Here is an 18,075-nt window from a genome sequence, read left to right on the forward strand (position 1 = left end):
CGCCCATGACGACGCACATCTCCCACTCGATGACCTACAACGGCGACATGGAGACGGTCCGCGCGATGGTGCTGGACAAGGGCTTCCGCGAGGAGGTCTGCGAGGCCCAGCGCGTGCTGCGCCACGACGTCAGCGTCACCGAGGACGCGGAGGCGACCGTCGTCCGCGTCGAGCAGGTGCAGGGCGCGGCCGGGCTGCCGTCGTTCGCCACCAAGCTCGTCGGCGAGGAGATCACCATCATCCAGACCGAGACCTGGCGCGGCGTCTACGCCGACGTCGAGGTCGTCATCCCCGGCAAGCCGGGCGAGATCCGCGGCACCGCCACGCTGGTCGAGGACGGCGCCTCGATCACCGAGGACGTCGAGCTGGACGTGAGCGTCCGCATCCCGCTGGTCGGCGGCAAGGTCGAGAAGCTCATCGCCGACATGCTGGTCAAGGCGCTCAACAAGGAGGAGAAGGTCGGCTGCGCCCGCCTCTCCTCCTGAGCAGCACCCCCGACACGAACAGCGCCCCCGTCGTCCACCTGTGCTGAGGGGACGACGGGGGCGCGGTGCGTGACAGGACGCTCAGCCCATGTAGGGGTAGCGGTAGTCCGTCGGCGGCACGAAGGTCTCCTTGATGGAGCGCGGGCTCGTCCAGCGCAGCAGGTTGACCGCGGCGCCGGCCTTGTCGTTGGTGCCCGACGCGCGGCCGCCGCCGAAGGGCTGCTGGCCGACGACGGCGCCGGTGGGCTTGTCGTTGACGTAGAAGTTGCCCGCGGCGAAGCGGAGCGCGTCGCTGGCCCAGGCGATGGCCTGGCGGTCCTGGGAGATGACCGCGCCGGTCAGGGCGTAGGGCGCCACCGACTCCAGCTGGCCGACGATGGTCTCGAAGGCGTGCGGCGCCGAGTCGTCGTAGACGTGGACGGCGAGGATCGGCCCGAAGTACTCGGTGGAGAAGATCTCGTCGTCGGGGTCCTCGACGGTGATGACGGTCGGGCGGACGAAGTAGCCGACCGAGTCGTCCGTCTGCCCGCCGGCCACGACCTCGAGGCCCTCGGTGGACCGGGCACGGGCGATGGCCGCCTCGTGCTTGGCGAAGGCCCGGTCGTCGATGACGGCGCCCAGGAAGTTGGAGAAGTCGGTCGGGTCGCCCATGGCGATGCCCTCGACCTCGGCGACCAGCTCGTCCTTCATCTCGGCCCACAGCGAGGCGGGCACGTAGGCGCGGGACGCGGCGGAGCACTTCTGGCCGGAGAACTCGAACGCGCCGCGGACCATGGCGGTGCGCACGACGTCCTTCTGGGCCGAGGGGTGAGCCACGATGAAGTCCTTGCCGCCGGTCTCGCCGACGATGCGCGGGTAGGACTTGTAGCCCGAGATGTTCTCGCCGACCTGCTTCCACAGGTGCTGGAAGGTCGGGGTCGAGCCGGTGAAGTGGATGCCGGCCAGGTCGGGGCTGGAGAGCACCACGTCGGAGACGTCGAGGCCGTCGCCGGGCAGCATGTTGATGACGCCCGGGGGCATGCCGGCCTCCTCGAGCAGCTCCATCGTCAGGGACGCGGCGAGCTGCTGGGTCGGCGAGGGCTTCCAGATGACGGTGTTGCCCATGAGCGCCGGAGCCGTGGGCAGGTTGCCGGCGATGGCCGTGAAGTTGAACGGCGTGATCGCGTAGACGAAGCCCTCGAGCGGACGGTGGTCCGTCCGGTTCCACACGCCCTTGCTGTTGGCGATGGGCTGGTCGGTGAGGATCTGCTTGGCGTAGTGGACGTTGTAGCGCCAGAAGTCGATGAGCTCGCACGCGGAGTCGATCTCGGCCTGGAAGGCGGTCTTGCTCTGACCCAGCACGGTGGCGGCGTTGAGCTTCTGGCGCCACGGGCCGGCGAGCAGGTCGGCGGCCTTGAGCAGGATCGCGCAGCGCTCGTCGAAGGGCATGTCGCGCCAGGCCGGGCCGGCGGTCAGCGCGGCGTCGACGGCCTTCTGCGCCTCGTCCTTGGTGGTGTTGCGCAGGGTGCCGAGCACCTTGGCGTGGGCGTGCGGCTGCACGACCTTGATCTCGGCACCGCCGCCGGTGACCCACTCGCCGCCGATGTAGGCGGGGAGCTCACGGGGGCCGGCGGCCTGGAGCTCCTCGATCGCCGCGGACAGCTCAGCGCGCTCGGGGCTGCCGGGGGCGTAGTGCAGGTTGGGCTCGTTCAGCGGGGCCGGGGGAAAGCTGATGGCGTCCATGGGCGGTCCTCTCCAGTGGTGGGCCGGCGGTCTGGTCCCACGCTAGGAGCGTGGACGTCGCGGCCACATCGGACAGATGTCACACACTCACGCGGGCGGCGTCAGACGTCTGACACCAGGTCGTGCGCACCCGGGCGCGAGCCGGCCCGAGGTCCAGGCCGGCTTCGACCGTAGCGAGGCCAAGCGGCGAGGGCACATCCCCCGGTCGGTGCAGATCACGGCGGGACGCCGCAGCACGCCGCCTCAGAGCAGGTGCTCGACCTCCTGCGTGGCGTACCACAGCAGCTCGTCGTCCAGGTCGGCGTACGGCTCGGTGTCGACGTGCACGGCCGCGACCTGGCGCATCGCGGCCACCTCGCCCTCGGAGGCGACCTCGGCGACCACGACGACCCGGCGGCGGTCGTCCCCGGCCAGCTCGGCGGAGGCGTCCGCCGCCCCCATGAGGGCGCCGTACTCGGCCTCCTCGCCGTCGTCGGCCGCCACGAGGGCTCCCTCGGTCGGCACCTGGCCGGTCTCGTGCCACTGGCGCAGCAGCTCGTAGCTGCCCGGCACGTAGACGCGCACGCTCACTTCTTCTCCTTCTCGGTGGTGGCCTTGCCGCGGCTGGGCCGACGCCCGCGGGGGGCCCGGGGCCGCAGACCGGTCGCGGTGTCGACCAGCTCGGCCAGCGCCTCGGTCAGGCACTGGCCCAGCACGTCGGCGTCGGGCACGTGGTCGCGGTCCGCGGTGATCCCGTAGGCGACCTGCCCGTCGTAGGAGGTCACACCGACGGCCACCAGGTGGTGCGGCAGCAGCGGCGGCACCGGGTACGTCGCGACCATCCGGGCACCCGCGGCGTAGAGCGGGGACTGCGGCCCGGGCACGTTGGTCACGGCGATCTGGAAGCCCCGCTGCGGCTCCCCCGCGGCCACGCGGCCGGCCACGGCGTGGAAGGTCGTGGGCGCGAAGCCGGACAGCCCGGCGAGCCGCTCGGCCGCCACGCCGCGTCCCGTCTCGTGGTGGGCGGTGAAGGAGTAGGAGACCTGGTGCAGGCGGACGACGGGCGAGGGCTCGCCCACGGGCAGGTCGACGTAGTGCGGGGCGATCTGGGAGCCGAGGATGGTCGCCTCCATCTCCTCGTCGATCACCGAGACCGGCGCGAGCGCCCGCACGCGGCGCAGGCCGCCCAGGGACTCGTGCCGCGTCATCAGCCACGAGCGCAGCGCCCCGGTGACCGTGGCCAGCACGACGTCGTTGACGGTGCCGCCGTGCACCTCGCGGACGAGGCGGTAGTCGGCGAGGTCGGTGAAGACCGGCACCACGCGACGCTGGGAGGAGTGCCGGCCGCTGATCGCCGTCTCCCGGTCGGGGCGGCCGGCGGTGACGGCGTCCAGGAGCACGCCGCTGCGCTGGAGGCCGGTCTCCAGGGCGCGGCCGGCGTCGTCGACCCGCGACTGGAGCGTCTGCACCAGGGTGCGGGCGTCGAGCAGGTTGTCGGTGACGGCCTCGCGCACCAGCGAGACGGCGCTGCGGCGGGGCGCGGGGCGCCACTCGTCGCCGCCGAGGTCGCGGTGCTCGGGGTCGGGGTCGAGCAGCACCTGCCCGAGGTCGACGGTGGTCACGCCGTCGACGAGGGCCTGGTGGCTCTTGCTCAGCAGCGCCACCCTGCCGTCCTCGAGGCCCTCGACGACGTAGAACTCCCACAGCGGCTTGGAGCGGTCCAGCGGGCGGGAGACGATGCGGGCGACGAGGTCGCGCAGCTGGTCCTGGGTGCCCGGGCGCGGCACCGCCGAGCGGCGCACGTGGTAGCCGAGGTCGAAGTGCGGGTCGTCGACCCACATCGGGTTGGCCAGCATGCCGGGCACGCGCTGCACCCGCTGCCGGTAGCGGGGCACGAAGCTGATCCGCTCGGAGACCAGGGCCAGCAGCCGCTCGTAGTCCAGCCCGCCCTCCCCCGGCTCGACCACCTGCACGGTGGCGTGGTGGCGTGGGGTCGACGACGTCTCCCCCGCCAGGAGGGCGAGGTCGCGGGCGCGGAGCCGGTCGGGCACGGGGGGCATCCCTTCTCCAGCGGTCCTCGGTTCGCGGGCCCGTCCACCGATGGGTGAGGACGAGCACCGCAGCCGCCCCGGTGGTTCTCACCGGTCGGTGGCTGCGTGCGATTCTGTCAGAGCCCGGCCACCCCTGAGCGCCGCGGCGCACCGTCGAAGGACCCAGGACACCCACGATGCCAGCTCTCCGCCACCGCCACGCCGCCCTCCTCGCGCTCCCGCTGCTGGTCGGGCTGGTCGGCGGGCTGTCCGGCTGCGGTGAGGGCTGGTCGGCACCCGTGAACACCTCCGACCTGGCACCCGAGGTCGTCAGCGTGCGGATCACCGCGGACTCGGTCGAGCCGAACGGCGACCGGGTCGTGGTCGAGCGCGGCCAGACGGTGGTGCTGGAGGTGGACGCCGACGAGGCCGGCGAGCTGCACGTGCACGCCGAGCCCCAGCAGCACCTCGACTACCCTGCCGGTGAGAGCGAGCAGGAGGTCGTGATCACCATGCCGGGCGTCGTCGAGATCGAGTCGCACTCGCTGGAGCAGACCATCGTGCAGCTCGAGGTGCGGTGACCCTGCTCCCCCGCTCCCTGCTTCCCGGCTCCCCGCTGACCGTCACCGCCCACGGCCTCGGCGGCACCCAGGACCTGCCGCTGCCCGCCGGCCTGGCCGTGCTGGGCGGCGCGCTGGCGCTGCTGGCGTCCTTCGTGGTGCTCGCGCGGGCCTGGCGCACCCCACGCTGGCACCCCACCCGCGTCGGGACGCCGGCCCCGCGCCCGCTCGCGACGCTGGTCGCCTCCCCCGCCTGGCGGTGGGGGCTGCGCGGCCTCGGGATGCTCGGGCTGGCGTGGGCGGCGCTGGCCGCCTTCGGCGGGCCCGACCAGCTCACCAACCCCCTCTTCGGGATGGTCTACGTGTGGTGGTGGGTCGGCGTCCCGCTGGCCTCGCTGCTGCTCGGGCCGGTGTGGCGGGCGATCAGCCCGCTGCGCACGCTGGTGGAGCTCCTGGCCCGGGCCTCCGGCACCGACGCCGAGCGCGGGCTCGTGGACCTGCCGGGCTGGGTCGGCCGCTGGCCGGCCGCCCTGGGGCTGCTCTCCTTCGCCTTCCTCGAGCTGGTGCACCCGCACTCGACCGAGCTGGTGCCGGTGCGCGTGTGGTGCGCCGGCTACGTCGTCGTCCTGGTCCTCGGCGGGGTGGTGGCAGGCACCCGCTGGCTGGACGCGGCCGACCCGATGGAGGCGTTCTCGGGGCTCCTGGCCCGGCTCTCCCCCTGGCTGGTGCGCGACGGGCGGCTGCACGTCGTCTCGCCGCTGGCCAACCTCGGCGCCGCGCCGAGCGGCCCCGGCGTGCCGGCCGTGGTGGCGGTGCTGCTGGGCAGCACCGCGTTCGACTCGCTCTCCGACACCCCGTCCTGGCTGCGGCTGGTGCAGGACCCGGCGGTGACCGGCACCGCGGGCGGCGCCGTGCTGCTGGGCACCGCGGGCCTGGTGGGCCTGTGCGCGCTCGTGGGCGCCCTGCTCGCGCTCGGTGCGCGGAGCCTCGGCGTCACCTACCTCGCGCCCGCCGCGGTGCCCCTCGTGGCCGGGTACCTGGTGGCGCACTACCTGACGTTCTGGTGGGTCGTCGGCCAGGCGACCCTGGTGCAGGCCTCCGACCCGCTCGGCACCGGCGCGAACTGGCTGGGCACCGGCACGCTCGGCGTCGACCGCTGGCTCCAGTACCACCCCGTGCTGGTGGCGAACGTGCAGCTGCTGGCGGTCGTGGGCGGCCACGTGCTGGCCGCCGTGGCCGCGCACGAGCGCGCCGTGCGGGTGCTGGCCTCCGGACGCGCGGTGCGCGGACAGGTGCCGATGCTGCTGGTGATGCTCGTGCTGACCGTCGGTGGCCTCAGCCTGCTGCTCGCCTGAGCCGGCCTCGGGCGCGGCGACGGGCGCCGCCCCGGCCGGCCACCGTGCGAGCTCCCGCGCCGGTGGTCAGCGCACCGGTGGGGGCGGCACCCAGCGCGTCGTCGGCCAGCCCGGCCAGCGCCTGCGTGAGGGCCGCGTCGCGCTGCTCCGCCACGGACCGCCCTGCGACCAGGGCCCGGTCGACCGCCTCGGTGTCGGCGGGCAGGAAGTGCAGCGAGGACAGGTGCCCGAACCCGCGGACCATGTCGGCCAGCTCCTCGCGGGACCAGCCGAGGCTGCTGCGCACCCGGTTGACGGCCACGTGCGGGCGCACGCCCGGCCGGACCTCGGCCAGGTCGACCAGCCCGCGGGCCAGCCGCGAGAGCCCCACCGGGTCGGCGGACCCGACCACCACGACCTCGTCCGCCGCCTCCAGCGCGGCCAGGGTGGTCCCGTTGCGGGCACCGCGGCCGGCCAGCTCGGCGCCGGGGTCGTCCTCGAGGCTGGCGCCGGTGTCGACGACCACGTCGCCGACCGTCGAGGCCGCGGTGAGCAGCTGCTCGAGCACCCCGGACCGCACCTCCACCCACCGGTCGGCACGCGGCAGCCCGGTGAGCACCGACAGGGTCGGCGAGAGCGCCCGGGCGGCGGTGCGCCACCGCTCGGGCAGCGCGCCGGCGGCGGCGAGCCGGGCCGTCGCGAGCAGCCCGGAGACCTCGTCGAGCACGCCCAGGTGCTGGCCCACGGCCCCGCCCCAGGGGTCGGCGTCGACGAGGAGCGTGTCGGTGCCCCGGGCGGCGCCGAGGGTGGCCAGTCCGGCGGCCACGGTGGTGCGGCCCGGCGCGCCCGTGGGGCCCCAGACGGCCACGACGCGGCCGGGTCGCCCGGGGCGCGTCCCGCGGCGCGGCGGCTCCTCGTCGAGCAACCGCTCGAGGTCGTCCAGGTCACCGTCGTCCCTGCCGGCGGCGGCGTCGTCCGCCGCTCCGTCGAGGGCCGGGCCCGGGTCTCCCGTGTCTCCCGGGGCCCTGGCGCCCTCGGCCGCCTCACGCTCGCGGGCCGCGGCGGCCAGTGCCACCAGGTCCAGGCCGGGCGGCAGCCGCGGGCCACCGACCGTGGGGGCGGCGCCCGGCTCCCCCGGCCCCGAGCCGGGTTCGTCGCCGGGCTCGTCGCCCGGCTCGGGGGCCGTCACGGCGTCGGCGACGTCGGCGACGGACGCCTCGGCCACCAGCCGGCGCAGGCCGACCCGGCCCGCCCGGAGCCGGGCGGACTCGGGGTCCACGCCGGTCGGGACGACGGCGACCGGGCGGACCCCGTACCGGCGCAGCTGGTCGACCGAGCCGGCGTCGAGCCCGTGCGCGTCGAGCCCCAGCACGGCGGAGTCGGCCTGGCCGGAGGCCGCCGAGGCGAGCAGGTCCTCGACGTCGTCCATGCAGCGCTTGAGGACGACCACGCCCGCGCGCTCGTCCAGCGCGGCCAGGGCGGCGTCCTCCCACTCGGCGCCGGCGGCCGCGACCAGCACGACCCGCGGGTTCACGGGCGCACCGCCACGGAGACGACGGCGTCGGTGAACGTGGCGCGCAGGGCGAACCAGCGCTCCGCCTCGTCCTCCTCGACGCGGAGGACCAGGCCCGACTCGGCACCGGCGAGGCCCGAGGAGCCGGACTGCTCGACCACCAGCGCGTCCGCGAGCACGGGGGTTCCGGGACGCCAGCCGGCGGCGCGGGCGTCGGCGACGGCCGCCTCCGTGGCCCCCGTGCCCGGAGCGAGATGCACGTCGACCCGGGCGCCGGCGCGGACGCTCGCGGGCAGCAGCGCCCCGCCGACGCTGACGGGCACGTCCACCAGGCCGGACTCGATGCCCTCACCCACGGCGGCGCGGGGCAGCAGCTCGCCGGCGCCGACGTCGCGCAGGAGCACGCCCTCGGCCGGCAGGGCGGCGTCGGCGGTCCAGTACGCGTCCAGGTCCTCGCCGTCGGCGAAGCGGACCTGCACCGGGATCAGGTCGTCCGGGTCCAGCGCGGAGCCGGCCGCAGCCGTCGAGCCGGCGGCCCAGACGGTCACCGTGTCGTCGGCGGCGGCCAGGACGCGGGCGCCCAGCAGGACGGACGCGGCCACGATCGCCACGCCGACCCACAGACGCGGGTCGCGCCAGCCGGGGCGGCGGGCGCGGGTGGCCGGCGGCGCGGCCGGCAGCGCGGGGTCGACGGTCGGGTGCTCGCGGGAGGGGGTCTGGAGTGCCACGGGAAGCAGCCTTCCCCGTCTGCGTCAGTTCTCACCTGTCGTCCACAGGGCCGTCCGAACCGCTCCGCGACGCGCTCGTCCACAGGCCGCGGCGGTGCGACGCACGCGTCCGGGCCGTCGATGACACCATGGGGGCATGCCCGGCAGCCCCCGCTTCCTGACCCTCGCCGACGTCGCCGAGGTCCTCAACACCTCCAGCGCGCAGGTCTACGCCCTGGTGCGGCGAGGCGACCTGCCGGCGATCAAGATCGGCGGACGCGGCCAGTGGCGCGTGGAGTCCGAGCAGCTGGAGTCGTTCATCCAGCGCATGTACGCGCAGACCCGGACGTTCGTCGACGAGCACCCGTTCGTCGAGGCCGACCAGCCGGAGGCGTAGCAGCGGACCCGGCCGGTGGCCGGCCCCGTCAGCCGACGACGCCCGTCAGGATCGTCAGCCGACGACGCCCGTCAGGATCGTCAGCCGACGACGCCCGTCAGCGTCACGTCGGCGGTCGCCTCGTCCCCGTCGCGGCGGTAGGTGAGGGTCACCGTCTCGCCCGGCTGGTAGGTGCGGATCGCGACGATGAGCGAGATCCCGTCCGTCACGCGGACGTCGCCGACCCGGGTGACGAGGTCCCCGGAGCGCAGCCCGGCGTCCTCGGCCGGGCTGCCGCCGTTGACGCCGCGGATGCGGGCACCCGCGCCGGTCGCGCTGGCGGTCTGCACGTCGGCGCCGATGATCGGGTAGCGGGCCTCGCCGGTGCGCAGGATCTGGTCGACCGTGACCCGCACCTGCTCGACCGGGATCGCGAACCCGACGCCGATGCTGCCGGCCTCGCCGGTGAAGCTGCCGCCGGCCGTGGCGATCGCGGAGTTCACGCCGACGACCTGACCGACGAGGTTGACCAGCGGGCCGCCGGAGTTGCCGGGGTTGATCGCCGCGTCCGTCTGCACCGCGTTGATGTAGGACGAGGCGTCCTCGCCGCCGCCCACGGTGACCGGTCGGCCCAGCGCCGAGACGATGCCCGAGGTGACGGTGGAGGAGAGCCCGAGCGGCGAGCCGATCGCCACCACGGTCTCGCCGACCTGGAGCGCACTGGAGGCGCCGAGGCTGGCCGGGGTGAAGGCGCCGGCCATGTCGGGGGCCAGCAGCACCGCCAGGTCGTAGACCGCGCTGCGCCCGACCAGCTCGGCCGGGTAGCGGTTGCCGTCCGCGTCCACGACGACGATGCGGCCGTCGTCGACCGCGGCGTCGATGACGTGGTTGTTGGTGACGACGTGCCCGTCGCGGTCGAGCACGAAGCCGGAGCCCGTGCCGCCGCTCCCGGCGCCGTCGCTGGCCACGATCTGCACCGTCGAGGGCAGCAGCTCGGCGGCCACCGCCGCGACGCTGCCGTCCTCGGGGGCGATCGGGGCGCCGGTCACCACGTCGACCGGGGGCAGGCCGCCGGACACGGTGCCGCCCCCGACCACCAGTGCCCCGCCGAGCACGCCACCGACGGCGCCGAGCACCAGCGCGAGCACGCTGACCAGCGGCCAGGTCCACCGGCTGGCCCGCACGCGACGGGGCTTCTCCCCCGGTGCCCCCGGTGCCGGTGCGGCAGCGGGGTACGGCTGGGGGTAGGCCTGGGCGAACGGCTGCTGACCGGGCTGCTGACCGGGCTGCTGACCGGGCTGCCCACCGGGCTGGACGGGCCCCTGCTGCGGCGCGCGCACCGGGTACGGCAGCGGGCCGTGCGACGGCGGGACCCAGGAGTCCCGCGGAGCCGGCGCCGGGGTGGACGCCGGGGTGGAGGCCGGAGTGGACGCCGGGGAAGGGCCGGACGAGGGATCGTCGGCGGGCGGCGGGGTCGGCTGCTCGTCGGTCACCACGCCATCATGGCGGAGACCTCCTGAAACGGGTTCCCCGACGTGGGTGGCCTAGTCGCCGGCGGAGGCCTGGCGCACCGCGCCCGAGGTGCGGGCGAGGTGGTGGAGGACCGGCAGGCTGGCCGGGGAGACCGCGGTCGACGACCCGGTCGGGGTGGTGCTGGACTGCGAGACCGGCTGGTTCACCGACGTGGCCGGGGTGGGCTGCCCACCGGGCACGACCCCCATGGTGACCGCCGCGAAGCCGAAGACCGCGGCACCCGCGGCACCACCGACGCCGGCCGCCAGGCCCACGTGGCGCCACGGACGCGGCGGGCGGCCGTCATCCGTGCGTGGGGGCAGGCCGGCGGACATCGCCAGCAGGGCCTCACCGGACGGCGGGGCGAGGTGCGCGTCGACCCCGAAGCCGGGCCGCGGCGCGCAGGCGCCGCCCTTGAGCAGGCCCTTGAGGGAGTCCGAGGCGCCCATGCCGGTCTCGGTGCGCGCCAGGCCGGAGAGCCGGTCCTTGACCCAGCCCTCGCGCTCGACGAGGTCACGGCAGGCGTGGCAGCCGTGGACGTGCGTCCACCACCGCTCGGCCTCCGCCTCGGGCAGCTGGCCGTCCAGCAGGGCGCTGGCCCGGTTGCCCAGGTGGCCGCCGATCACGTGGTCCCCCGCACGACCGGCTGCGCGCCCGTCAGCGGGGGCAGCAGCGGCCCGGAGTAGCGCAGGCGGCCGGCGCGGGGCGCACGGTGGGCCAGGGCGGAGCGCAGCATCGAGCGGCCGCGGTGGATGCGCGAGCGCACCGTGCCGAGCTTCGCGCCCAGGATCTCGGCGATCTCCTCGTAGGAGAGGCCCTCGACGTCGCACAGGACGACGGCGGCGCGGAAGTCCGGCGGCAGGGTGGCCAGCGCGCTCTCGACGTCGTCGTCGAACTGCTGGTCGGCGAAGGCGACCTCGGGGGCCGGCGCGCTGCTGGTGAGGCGCTCGGCCCGCTCGTCGGAGAGGGCGTCGAAGCGGATGCGCTGCTTGCGGCGCGCGCCGTCGAGGAAGAGGTTGGTGGTGATGCGGTGCAGCCAGCCCTCGAAGGTGCCGGGCGTGTAGGTGTCCAGCGACCGGAAGACGCGGACGAAGACCTCCTGCGTGAGGTCCTCGGCGTCGTGCCGGTTGCCCGTCAGCCGGTAGGCCAGACGGAAGACGCGGTCGGAGTGCTCCTCGACGATCTGGTCCCACGAGGGCGTGGCCGCACCCGGGTCCGTGATCGTCGTGGTCTGCGTGCTCATCGTGCTCCTGGGTCAGGTGCGGTGTGGTGGCGGCCCCGGAGGGGTGCCGCGTCCTCCCTCACGCTAGTGCAGCGTGCTGAGAGAAGCCTGTGACCTGGCCCGGAGGTGCCGGCAGGTCGAGGGCTCTCCCGGTGGGTGGCTCTCGACCTGTGCAACGCCGCGCGCGGCCCGGAAGTTCCCGACCTGGGGCCCGCACGCGTGCCGGGGCCCGGGCGCGCCGGGCGAAGGTATAGGTTGACCAGCAACGATCCACGCCGGTGGACGACGGAGGAGGACGTCATCAGCACGCCGATCTCGCCCACCGCCTGGGCGTTCACCGAAGGATTCGTCCCCGAGGACGAGATCCTCGCCGAGGCCCGCTCGCGCGCCCAGGAGATGGGCGTCGGCGCGATCGACCCCGGCACCGGGGCCACCCTGCGCTTCCTCACGGCCGCGCTCGACGCGCGTGCCGTCGTCGAGATCGGCACCGGCACCGGCGTCTCCGGGCTGTGGCTGCTGCGTGGCATGCGTGCCGACGGCGTGCTCACCACCGTCGACGTGGAGGCCGAGCACCAGCGCCTGGCCAGGCTCGGCTTCACCGAGGCAGGCTTCCCGGCCCAGCGCGCCCGCACCATCCCGGGCGCCGCGCTCGAGGTGCTGCCCCGGCTCACCGACAGCCACTACGACCTCGTCCTGTGCGACGCCGACCCGCACGAGGCCGGCGCCTACCTGGACGAGGCGCTCCGGCTGCTCCGCCCGGGCGGCGTGGTCGTCGTGGTCGACGCCCTCTCCGCCGGCCGCGTGCCGGACCCCGCCCAGCGCGACGAGCTCACCGTGACCCTGCGCGACCTCGGCCAGCGCGTGCTGGACGACGAGCGGCTCCTGCCCGTGCTCCTGCCGGTCGGCGACGGCCTGCTCTGCGCGCGCCTCGTCGGCTGACGCAGCCAGCTCGGAAGCAGCACCCGGACACAGCACCCGGACACAGCACCGGCCCGGACGGAGTCTCCGTCCGGGCCGGTGTCGGTCCTGGTGGTGCCGGTGGGCGCTCAGTCCTGCCCGACGCCCGCGAGCGGGTCCTGCGAGCCGAGCCAGGTGAGCAGCGTGCGGGCGCCCCAGCCGGTCGGGCCGGTCGTCCACTCGTGGTTCTCCACCGGCGAGTCGCCGACGGAGGCCACGTCCAGGTGCGCCCACGGGAGGCCACCCGTGAACGGCTTCAGGAACAGCGCCGCGGTGATCGCGCCCGGGCCGCCGCCGGCGTTGTCGGCGTCGGCCACGGTGGAGCGCAGCCGGTCGGCGTAGGTGTCGTCCAGCGGCATCCGCCACAGCGGCTCCCCCGCGGCACCGCCGGCCTCGCCGAGCAGGTCGGCGAGGGCGTCGTCGGAGGCGAAGTAGCCGCCGGTGCGCAGGCCGAGCGCCACCTTCATGGCGCCGGTCAGCGTGGCGACGTCGACCATCGCGGCCGGCTTCACGTTCTCCACCGCGTAGGCGAGGGCGTCGGCCATGACCAGGCGCCCCTCGGCGTCGGTGTTGGTGACCTCGGTGGTGCGGCCGCCGTAGTGGCGCAGCACGTCGCCGGGGCGCATGCTCGCGGCACCGACGGCGTTCTCGGCCGCGGCGATCAGGCCGACGACCTTGACCGGGCAGCCGACGGCCTCGAGGGCCGCCATCGTCGCGAGGACGACGGCACCGCCGGTCATGTCGCGCTTCATCGAGACCATGCCCTCGGCGGGCTTGATCGACAGGCCGCCGGAGTCGAACGTGATGCCCTTGCCGACCAGCACCACGGTCGGGGTGCGGCGGGTGGCGCCGGGCGGGGCGTAGTCGAGCCGGATCATCCGCGGCGGGGTGACCGAGCCCTGGCCGACGCCCAGGATGCCGCCGAAGCCCTCGGCGACCAGGCGCGGCTCGTCCCAGACCGTGCAGTCCAGGCCGGCGGCGTCGGCGACGGCCTCGGCCTGCGCGGCCAGCCAGCCGGGGTTCTTCAGGTTCGAGGGCACCGTGGCCAGGAAGCGCGCCGTCCAGCCGGCCTCGGCGAGGGCGAGGCCGCGACGCAGCGCGTCGGCCCGCTCGTCGGGGCAGCCGGCCAGCACGACCAGCGGCGGCGGGAGGAACGGCGGCGGGCCCGAGCGCCAGGTGAAGGCGAACGAGCCGAGCACGAGGCCGGTCACCAGGGCCTGGAGGCCCTCGTCGTCCACGGCGGCGGCCAGGGACGTGGCCACGGGCCCACCGTCGCGGGTCGCGCGCGCCAGCGTGGCGCCGGCGCGGCGGACGTCGGTGGGGGCCCCGGCGCCGAGGCCCACGAGCAGCACGCGCCGCAGCGCGGGCTGGGCGGTGCTGCCGCCGGGCACGGGGACGCTGACGACCTCGCCGACCGCGCCGGTGGCGCGCTCGGACTCGAGCACCCCCAGCAGGTCGAGCCCGAGGGCGTCGGCGACGGTCTCGCCGTCGGGCCCCAGCAGGGGCACGGCGGGGCCGTCGCCGTCACCGGCCACGGGGGCCGGGAAGGTGGGGAGGGCGATGACCTCCGCCTCGTCCACGCCCAGCACGGAGGCGGGGTCGAGGACGACGGCGGGAGGCGTCACCTGGATGGGCAGCTCCGGGATGTCAGGAAGCATGCAGTGCGGCGTCAGCCGACGACGGCGTTCAGGGCCTCGCCCAGGGCGCCGGCCTCGTCCGCGTTGAGCTCGACGACCAGACGGCCGCCGCCCTCCAGCGGGACGCGCATCACGATGCCGCGCCCCTCCTTGGTGACCTCCAGCGGGCCGTCGCCGGTCCGCGGCTTCATGGCCGCCATCTCGTACCTCTTCCCTCATCGGCAGATGGTTCGTGGCCGGACCTCCGGCGCACGGCGGTCGACACCGCCGGACCATTATCCCCCATCGCTGGTCGTGCGCTTGCACGGCGCCGCCGGTCGCGGCGCGTCGGGGCACCCGCGGGCGCTGTCGGACGCGGTCAGGCCGCCTCGTCCGCGCCCCACTCGAGCCCGCCGTAGGCGGCCCCGAAGATCCGCAGCACCTGGCGCGGCGCCCGCTTCACGAGCCGCTTGCGGGTGGGCGTGCGGCCGTACTCCACGGTGAGCGCCGAGCCGTCGAAGTGGTGGTTGTACCAGGACGTCATGGTGCCGTAGCAGGTGCCGCCGCAGTCGAAGGTCTTCTCCGGCAGGTGCAGCTTCTTCGCCACGCGGCGGGCGAAGGCCCGGTCCTTGGTGTCGGTGTCGACGCCCTTGAGCGGCTGGTGGAAGGAGAGGATGCGCTGCGGCTGCACCTTCTTCAGGAACGCCATCACGGCCTGGGTCTCGGGCTCGCTGGCCGGCCCGCTGCCGGACTCGTAGCGGCCGTCGAGGTCACGCCACCGGTAGGGCCAGTTGCGGTTGAGGTCGACGCCGTTGGCGTTGGCGCGGGTGTCGGCGGCGAGGCCGTCGGGGTTGAAGGTCGGCACGACCCACAGGTCGATCCCGACGACCGGGTCGCCGTCGCGCAGGGTCTGGAGGAGCCAGCGGGTGCGGCGCTCGTCCCCGTGCATGGTGGCGATGAGGACGACGCTGGGCACGCCGCGCCGGGCGGGCTCGCCGAGCCGGTAGGCCATGATCGGGCGGCCCTCCACGGACTCGCCCAGCTTGCGACGTGCCACGACGGCTGGCTGGTCCTCCCGAGCCAGGGCGGCGGCGAGCACCTGCCCGGTCCGGGTGGTGTCGGCGGTGGCCGGTGCCGGGAGCGCCAGGAGCGTGGCGGTCAGCAGCAGCGCGACCAGGACGGCCGTGCGGGTGGTCGGTGTCGGCATGGGTACTCCCTCGTCGCGGGGGCGACTCGTCGGCGGTGCGGCCTGGCGGGGAGAGCGGGACGGTCGGGCGCCCGAGCCCTCAGACCAGAGCCAGAGCGTAGGCGACGGTGAGGGCCGTCACGGCGAGGACGGTGCCGACGTGTCCCGCCCGGGAGAGGGCGCGGCTCTCCTGCCCGGCGGCGTGCCGGGCGACCCGCCGGCCGACCTCGGGCCGGCGCCAGCGGGCCAGCAGGGCCAGGCCCGCCAGGGCCGTGAACCAGTAGCAGCCCAGGCCCACGATGCCGACGCCCGCGCTCCCGGGCGCGCTGTCGGCGGGGAAGGCCAGGAAGACGGCCCAGACGAGGGTGCCGACCAGGCCGGTGACGGTGTGCAGGAGCAGCCAGGAGCGGGTGCCGGGACGACCGGCGAGCCGTACCCGGGTCACGAGCACGACCACCGCGACGAACGCGGTGAGGACGGCGGCGGCGACGGGGGCGAGCACCGGGCGAGTGTGCCTCATCCCCCCTGAAGGGGTGAGGTCGGGCCGTCGGCCGGGTCGGGGTCGTCAGGGTCTCGTTGCGGCCCCTCGTCGGTCTCGACCTGGGCCGCCCGCGCCTGGTCCCGCTCGGTGGCCAGGCGGTCCAGGAGCGCGTCGACCTCGCTCATCCGGTAGCCGCGGAAGGCGAGGGAGAAGCGGACGCGACGCAGGTCGTCGCCGGTGACCTCACCGGCCGGGACCGAGGCGTCGGGCCGGTCGTCGAAGGCCGGCGCCAGGGGCTCGCCCTTGCCGGCTGCCAGCAGGGCGACCCCGCCCATGGCGAGCACGACCAGGGCCGCCAGGAACCACATCATCGCGGTCGCTCACTCCCCCAGCAGGCCGCCGAGCGGGGCGCTGGCCTCGCGCATGAGGCTCACCGCCAGCTCGACGTCGTCGGTCACGGTCATCATGTCCAGGTCGGACTGCTTGATCTTGCCGGACGCCAGCACGGAGCCGCGCAGCCACTCCAGCAGCCCGCCCCAGAACTCGGTGCCCAGCAGCACGATCGGGAACTGCGTGACCTTGCCGGTCTGCGCGAGGGTCAGCGCCTCGAACAGCTCGTCCAGGGTGCCGAGGCCACCGGGCAGCACCACGAAGCCGCGGGCGTACTTGATGAACATGGTCTTGCGGACGAAGAAGTAGCGGAAGTTCACGCCGTGCTCGACGAACTCGTTCATGCCGGTCTCGTACGGCAGCTCGATGCCGAGCCCGACGCTGAGGCCACCGGCGCTGCGGGCGCCCTTGTTGGCGGCCTCCATGGCGCCGGGCCCGCCGCCGGTGAGCACCGTGAAGCCCTCCTCCGCCAGCCGCCGGCCGACCTCCTGGGCGGCGGCGTAGGACGGGTCGTCGACCGCCGTCCGGGCGGAGCCGAAGACGGCGATGGTGGGCCCGAGGTCGGAGAGCTGGCCGAAGCCCTCCACGAACTCCGCCTGGATCTTCAGCACCCGCCACAGGTCGGTGTGGGTGTCGAGGCGGGCCCCGGGGTCCAGCAACCGCTGGTCGGTGGTGCCGTCGCCGCGGCTGCCTCGCCGGGGAGCCTGCCGCGCCGGGGACATCCCGCTGCGCTCGATCTTCCGCTCCTGCTCACTCACCGCTCAGCCACCCCCGCAGCACGTCCTCGCACCGGTGCAGGTCGGCCAGCGGCACGTGCTCGTCGGCCTTGTGCGCGAACAGCGGGTCTCCGGGGCCGTAGTTGACCGCCGGGACGCCCAGGTCGGTGAAGCGGGCCACGTCCGTCCAGCCGAACTTGGGCGCCACCCGGCCGCCGATCGCCTCGACGAACGCGGCCGCGGCCGGGCGGTCCAGGCCCGGCAGGGCGCCGGGCGCCAGGTCGGTGAGGGTGACGTCGTAGCCGGAGAAGAACTCCCGCACCCACGCCTCGGCCTCCTGCGTGGAGAGGTCCGGGGCGAAGCGGTAGTTGACGGTCACGACGCACTCGTCGGGCACGACGTTGCCGGCCACTCCCCCGCTGATCCGCACCGCGTTGAGGCCCTCGTGGTACTCGAGGCCGTCGATGACGGGCTTGCGCGGCTGGTAGGCGTTGAGCCGGGCGAGGACCTCGGCGGCGCCGTGGATGGCGTTGACGCCCTTCCACGACCGCGCGGAGTGGGCGCGCTCGCCGCGCGTGCGGACCTCGACCCGCAGCGTGCCCTGGCACCCGGCCTCCACCGCGGCGTTGCTGGGCTCCATGAGGATCGCGAAGTCGGCCTCGAGGAGGTCGGGCCGCGCCTCGACGAGCCTGCGCAGCCCGTTGTGCTCGGCCTCGATCTCCTCGGCCTCGTAGAAGACGTAGGTGACGTCGCGGACGGGCTCGGGCACGCTCGCGGCCATCCGCAGGATGACGGCGTCCCCGCCCTTCATGTCGCAGGTGCCGAGGCCGTGCAGGAGACCGGCGGCCTCGTCGAGCCGGCTCGGCAGGTTGCCGTTGACCGGCACCGTGTCGAGGTGGCCCGCGATCACCACGCGCTCGCCGCGCCCCAGGTCGGTGCGGGCGACGACGTTGTGGCCGATCCGGGTCACCTCCAGGTGCGGCAGCGCGCGCAGGGCCGCCTCCACCGCGTCCGCGATGCGGGCCTCGTCGAGGCTGACGGACTCGATGTCGACGAGGCTGCGGGTGAGGGTGACGACGTCGGTGGTGAGGTCCAGCGCGTCGAGGGCCGCGCCGGCGGGGGTCGTGGAGCCGGTCATGGGGCCAAGTCAACCAGCCTCCCCGCCCCGTCGGCCCGGAGGACGCGCGTGCCGGACGCGGGCGACCCGGGCCGTCCCTCGCAGCGGCAGCAGGGACGACCCGGGTCGCGTTCGTGGCCAGGCGGGGGCAGCCCCCGGTCACCGGGGCGGG

The 18,075-nt window shown here is 75.2% G+C and carries 20 protein-coding genes; 5 read left to right on the forward strand and 15 right to left on the reverse strand.

Going from position 1 to position 18,075, the window contains the following annotated elements:
- The first annotated feature begins 5 nt into the window (after positions 1–5).
- Positions 6–485: a DUF2505 domain-containing protein gene (locus M8316_RS09785; RefSeq protein WP_250054149.1), complete on the forward strand. Its 480-nt coding sequence runs from the start codon at positions 6–8 to the stop codon at positions 483–485.
- A gap of 81 nt (positions 486–566) precedes the next feature.
- Here M8316_RS09785 and pruA read toward each other — a convergent pair whose 3' ends face one another.
- The 3 genes from pruA to M8316_RS09800 form a co-directional block, all read right to left on the reverse strand.
- Complete coding sequence (pruA, locus tag M8316_RS09790) at positions 567–2,207, reverse strand: L-glutamate gamma-semialdehyde dehydrogenase (RefSeq protein ID WP_250054151.1); 1,641 nt, start codon at positions 2,205–2,207, stop codon at positions 567–569.
- 243 nt (positions 2,208–2,450) lie between these two features.
- Complete coding sequence (locus tag M8316_RS09795; protein WP_250054153.1) at positions 2,451–2,777, reverse strand: DUF6912 family protein; 327 nt, start codon at positions 2,775–2,777, stop codon at positions 2,451–2,453.
- On the reverse strand, positions 2,774–4,237 hold the full coding sequence (locus tag M8316_RS09800) for a WS/DGAT/MGAT family O-acyltransferase (protein WP_250054155.1): 1,464 nt from the start codon (positions 4,235–4,237) through the stop codon (positions 2,774–2,776). Before M8316_RS09800 ends, M8316_RS09795 begins: the two co-directional genes overlap by 4 nt.
- A 176-nt stretch (positions 4,238–4,413) precedes the next feature.
- Between M8316_RS09800 and M8316_RS09805 the strand changes: the two genes are divergently transcribed.
- On the forward strand, positions 4,414–4,797 hold the full coding sequence (locus M8316_RS09805; RefSeq protein ID WP_250054157.1) for a hypothetical protein: 384 nt from the start codon (positions 4,414–4,416) through the stop codon (positions 4,795–4,797).
- Positions 4,794–6,131: a hypothetical protein gene (locus M8316_RS09810; RefSeq protein WP_250054159.1), complete on the forward strand. Its 1,338-nt coding sequence runs from the start codon at positions 4,794–4,796 to the stop codon at positions 6,129–6,131. Before M8316_RS09805 ends, M8316_RS09810 begins: the two co-directional genes overlap by 4 nt.
- Here the strand turns inward: M8316_RS09810 and M8316_RS09815 are convergent.
- Together M8316_RS09815 and M8316_RS09820 are read right to left on the reverse strand one after the other, a co-directional pair.
- Positions 6,112–7,644, reverse strand: coding sequence for a CpaE/TadZ family protein (locus tag M8316_RS09815; protein ID WP_250054161.1), 1,533 nt, complete (start codon positions 7,642–7,644; stop codon positions 6,112–6,114). The genes M8316_RS09810 and M8316_RS09815 overlap by 20 nt on opposite strands.
- Positions 7,641–8,351 (reverse strand): hypothetical protein, encoded by a 711-nt coding sequence (locus tag M8316_RS09820; RefSeq protein WP_250054163.1) that lies wholly within the window; start codon positions 8,349–8,351, stop codon positions 7,641–7,643. The genes M8316_RS09815 and M8316_RS09820 overlap by 4 nt, the downstream gene beginning before the upstream one ends.
- Before the next feature lie 136 nt (positions 8,352–8,487).
- On the opposite strand from M8316_RS09820, the gene M8316_RS09825 reads away from it, so the two are divergent.
- Entirely contained in the window at positions 8,488–8,727 is a 240-nt protein-coding gene (locus M8316_RS09825; protein ID WP_250054165.1) for a helix-turn-helix domain-containing protein, read from the forward strand.
- A gap of 80 nt (positions 8,728–8,807) precedes the next feature.
- On the opposite strand, the gene M8316_RS21070 is transcribed toward M8316_RS09825, so the two are convergent.
- Genes M8316_RS21070 through sigE form a run of 3 tightly spaced genes read right to left on the reverse strand, consistent with a single transcriptional unit; the run spans position 8,808 to position 11,461 of the window.
- Positions 8,808–10,199 (reverse strand): S1C family serine protease, encoded by a 1,392-nt coding sequence (locus M8316_RS21070; protein WP_250054167.1) that lies wholly within the window; start codon positions 10,197–10,199, stop codon positions 8,808–8,810.
- Positions 10,200–10,250: 51 nt separating this feature from the next.
- Positions 10,251–10,844, reverse strand: a complete 594-nt coding sequence (locus M8316_RS09835) for a hypothetical protein (protein ID WP_250054169.1) — start codon at positions 10,842–10,844, stop codon at positions 10,251–10,253.
- The gene (gene sigE, locus M8316_RS09840; protein ID WP_250054171.1) at positions 10,841–11,461 is read right to left on the reverse strand and encodes an RNA polymerase sigma factor SigE; all 621 of its coding nucleotides are present in this window, start codon (positions 11,459–11,461) and stop codon (positions 10,841–10,843) included. Before sigE ends, M8316_RS09835 begins: the two co-directional genes overlap by 4 nt.
- 234 nt (positions 11,462–11,695) lie before the next feature.
- Between sigE and M8316_RS09845 the strand changes: the two genes are divergently transcribed.
- Positions 11,696–12,379, forward strand: a complete 684-nt coding sequence (locus M8316_RS09845) for an O-methyltransferase (protein ID WP_272495015.1) — start codon at positions 11,696–11,698, stop codon at positions 12,377–12,379.
- Between the two features lie 107 nt (positions 12,380–12,486).
- Here M8316_RS09845 and M8316_RS09850 read toward each other — a convergent pair whose 3' ends face one another.
- The 7 genes from M8316_RS09850 to dapE all read right to left on the reverse strand — a co-directional run bounded on the left by M8316_RS09850 (position 12,487) and on the right by dapE (position 17,924).
- Positions 12,487–14,055 (reverse strand): leucyl aminopeptidase family protein, encoded by a 1,569-nt coding sequence (locus M8316_RS09850; protein ID WP_250054173.1) that lies wholly within the window; start codon positions 14,053–14,055, stop codon positions 12,487–12,489.
- A gap of 11 nt (positions 14,056–14,066) precedes the next feature.
- Positions 14,067–14,234 (reverse strand): DUF3117 domain-containing protein, encoded by a 168-nt coding sequence (locus tag M8316_RS09855; RefSeq protein ID WP_250054175.1) that lies wholly within the window; start codon positions 14,232–14,234, stop codon positions 14,067–14,069.
- 158 nt (positions 14,235–14,392) lie between these two features.
- On the reverse strand, positions 14,393–15,220 hold the full coding sequence (locus tag M8316_RS09860) for a M14 family zinc carboxypeptidase (RefSeq protein ID WP_250054177.1): 828 nt from the start codon (positions 15,218–15,220) through the stop codon (positions 14,393–14,395).
- 79 nt (positions 15,221–15,299) lie between these two features.
- A complete protein-coding gene (locus tag M8316_RS09865; protein ID WP_250054179.1) occupies positions 15,300–15,701 on the reverse strand; it encodes a hypothetical protein in 402 nt (133 codons plus the stop codon).
- A 14-nt stretch (positions 15,702–15,715) separates the two neighbouring features.
- Positions 15,716–16,051 carry a DivIVA domain-containing protein gene (locus M8316_RS09870; RefSeq protein WP_250054181.1) on the reverse strand — a complete coding sequence of 112 codons (336 nt, stop codon included), beginning with the start codon at positions 16,049–16,051 and terminating at the stop codon, positions 15,716–15,718.
- A 9-nt stretch (positions 16,052–16,060) separates the two neighbouring features.
- Complete coding sequence (locus M8316_RS09875) at positions 16,061–16,792, reverse strand: LOG family protein (RefSeq protein WP_250054204.1); 732 nt, start codon at positions 16,790–16,792, stop codon at positions 16,061–16,063.
- Positions 16,793–16,820: 28 nt separating this feature from the next.
- Positions 16,821–17,924 carry a succinyl-diaminopimelate desuccinylase gene (gene dapE / locus M8316_RS09880; protein ID WP_250054183.1) on the reverse strand — a complete coding sequence of 368 codons (1,104 nt, stop codon included), beginning with the start codon at positions 17,922–17,924 and terminating at the stop codon, positions 16,821–16,823.
- Positions 17,925–18,075 lie beyond the last annotated feature (151 nt).

This window comes from Nocardioides bruguierae (genome assembly GCF_023554635.1).
Classification (GTDB): Bacteria; Actinomycetota; Actinomycetes; order Propionibacteriales; family Nocardioidaceae; genus Nocardioides; species Nocardioides bruguierae.

Excerpts from the sequence above, each read along its gene's own strand:
- M8316_RS09785 (WP_250054149.1), top strand. The coding sequence starts at position 6 with ATGACGACGCACATCTCCCACTCGATGACCTACAACGGCGACATGGAG.
- pruA (WP_250054151.1), bottom strand. The coding sequence starts at position 2,207 with ATGGACGCCATCAGCTTTCCCCCGGCCCCGCTGAACGAGCCCAACCTG.
- M8316_RS09805 (WP_250054157.1), top strand. The coding sequence starts at position 4,414 with ATGCCAGCTCTCCGCCACCGCCACGCCGCCCTCCTCGCGCTCCCGCTG.
- M8316_RS09825 (WP_250054165.1), top strand. The coding sequence starts at position 8,488 with ATGCCCGGCAGCCCCCGCTTCCTGACCCTCGCCGACGTCGCCGAGGTC.
- sigE (WP_250054171.1), bottom strand. The coding sequence starts at position 11,461 with ATGAGCACGCAGACCACGACGATCACGGACCCGGGTGCGGCCACGCCC.
- M8316_RS09850 (WP_250054173.1), bottom strand. The coding sequence starts at position 14,055 with ATGCTTCCTGACATCCCGGAGCTGCCCATCCAGGTGACGCCTCCCGCC.
- M8316_RS09855 (WP_250054175.1), bottom strand. The coding sequence starts at position 14,234 with ATGGCGGCCATGAAGCCGCGGACCGGCGACGGCCCGCTGGAGGTCACC.
- M8316_RS09860 (WP_250054177.1), bottom strand. The coding sequence starts at position 15,220 with ATGCCGACACCGACCACCCGCACGGCCGTCCTGGTCGCGCTGCTGCTG.
- M8316_RS09870 (WP_250054181.1), bottom strand. The coding sequence starts at position 16,051 with ATGATGTGGTTCCTGGCGGCCCTGGTCGTGCTCGCCATGGGCGGGGTC.
- M8316_RS09875 (WP_250054204.1), bottom strand. The coding sequence starts at position 16,792 with ATGTCCCCGGCGCGGCAGGCTCCCCGGCGAGGCAGCCGCGGCGACGGC.
- dapE (WP_250054183.1), bottom strand. The coding sequence starts at position 17,924 with ATGACCGGCTCCACGACCCCCGCCGGCGCGGCCCTCGACGCGCTGGAC.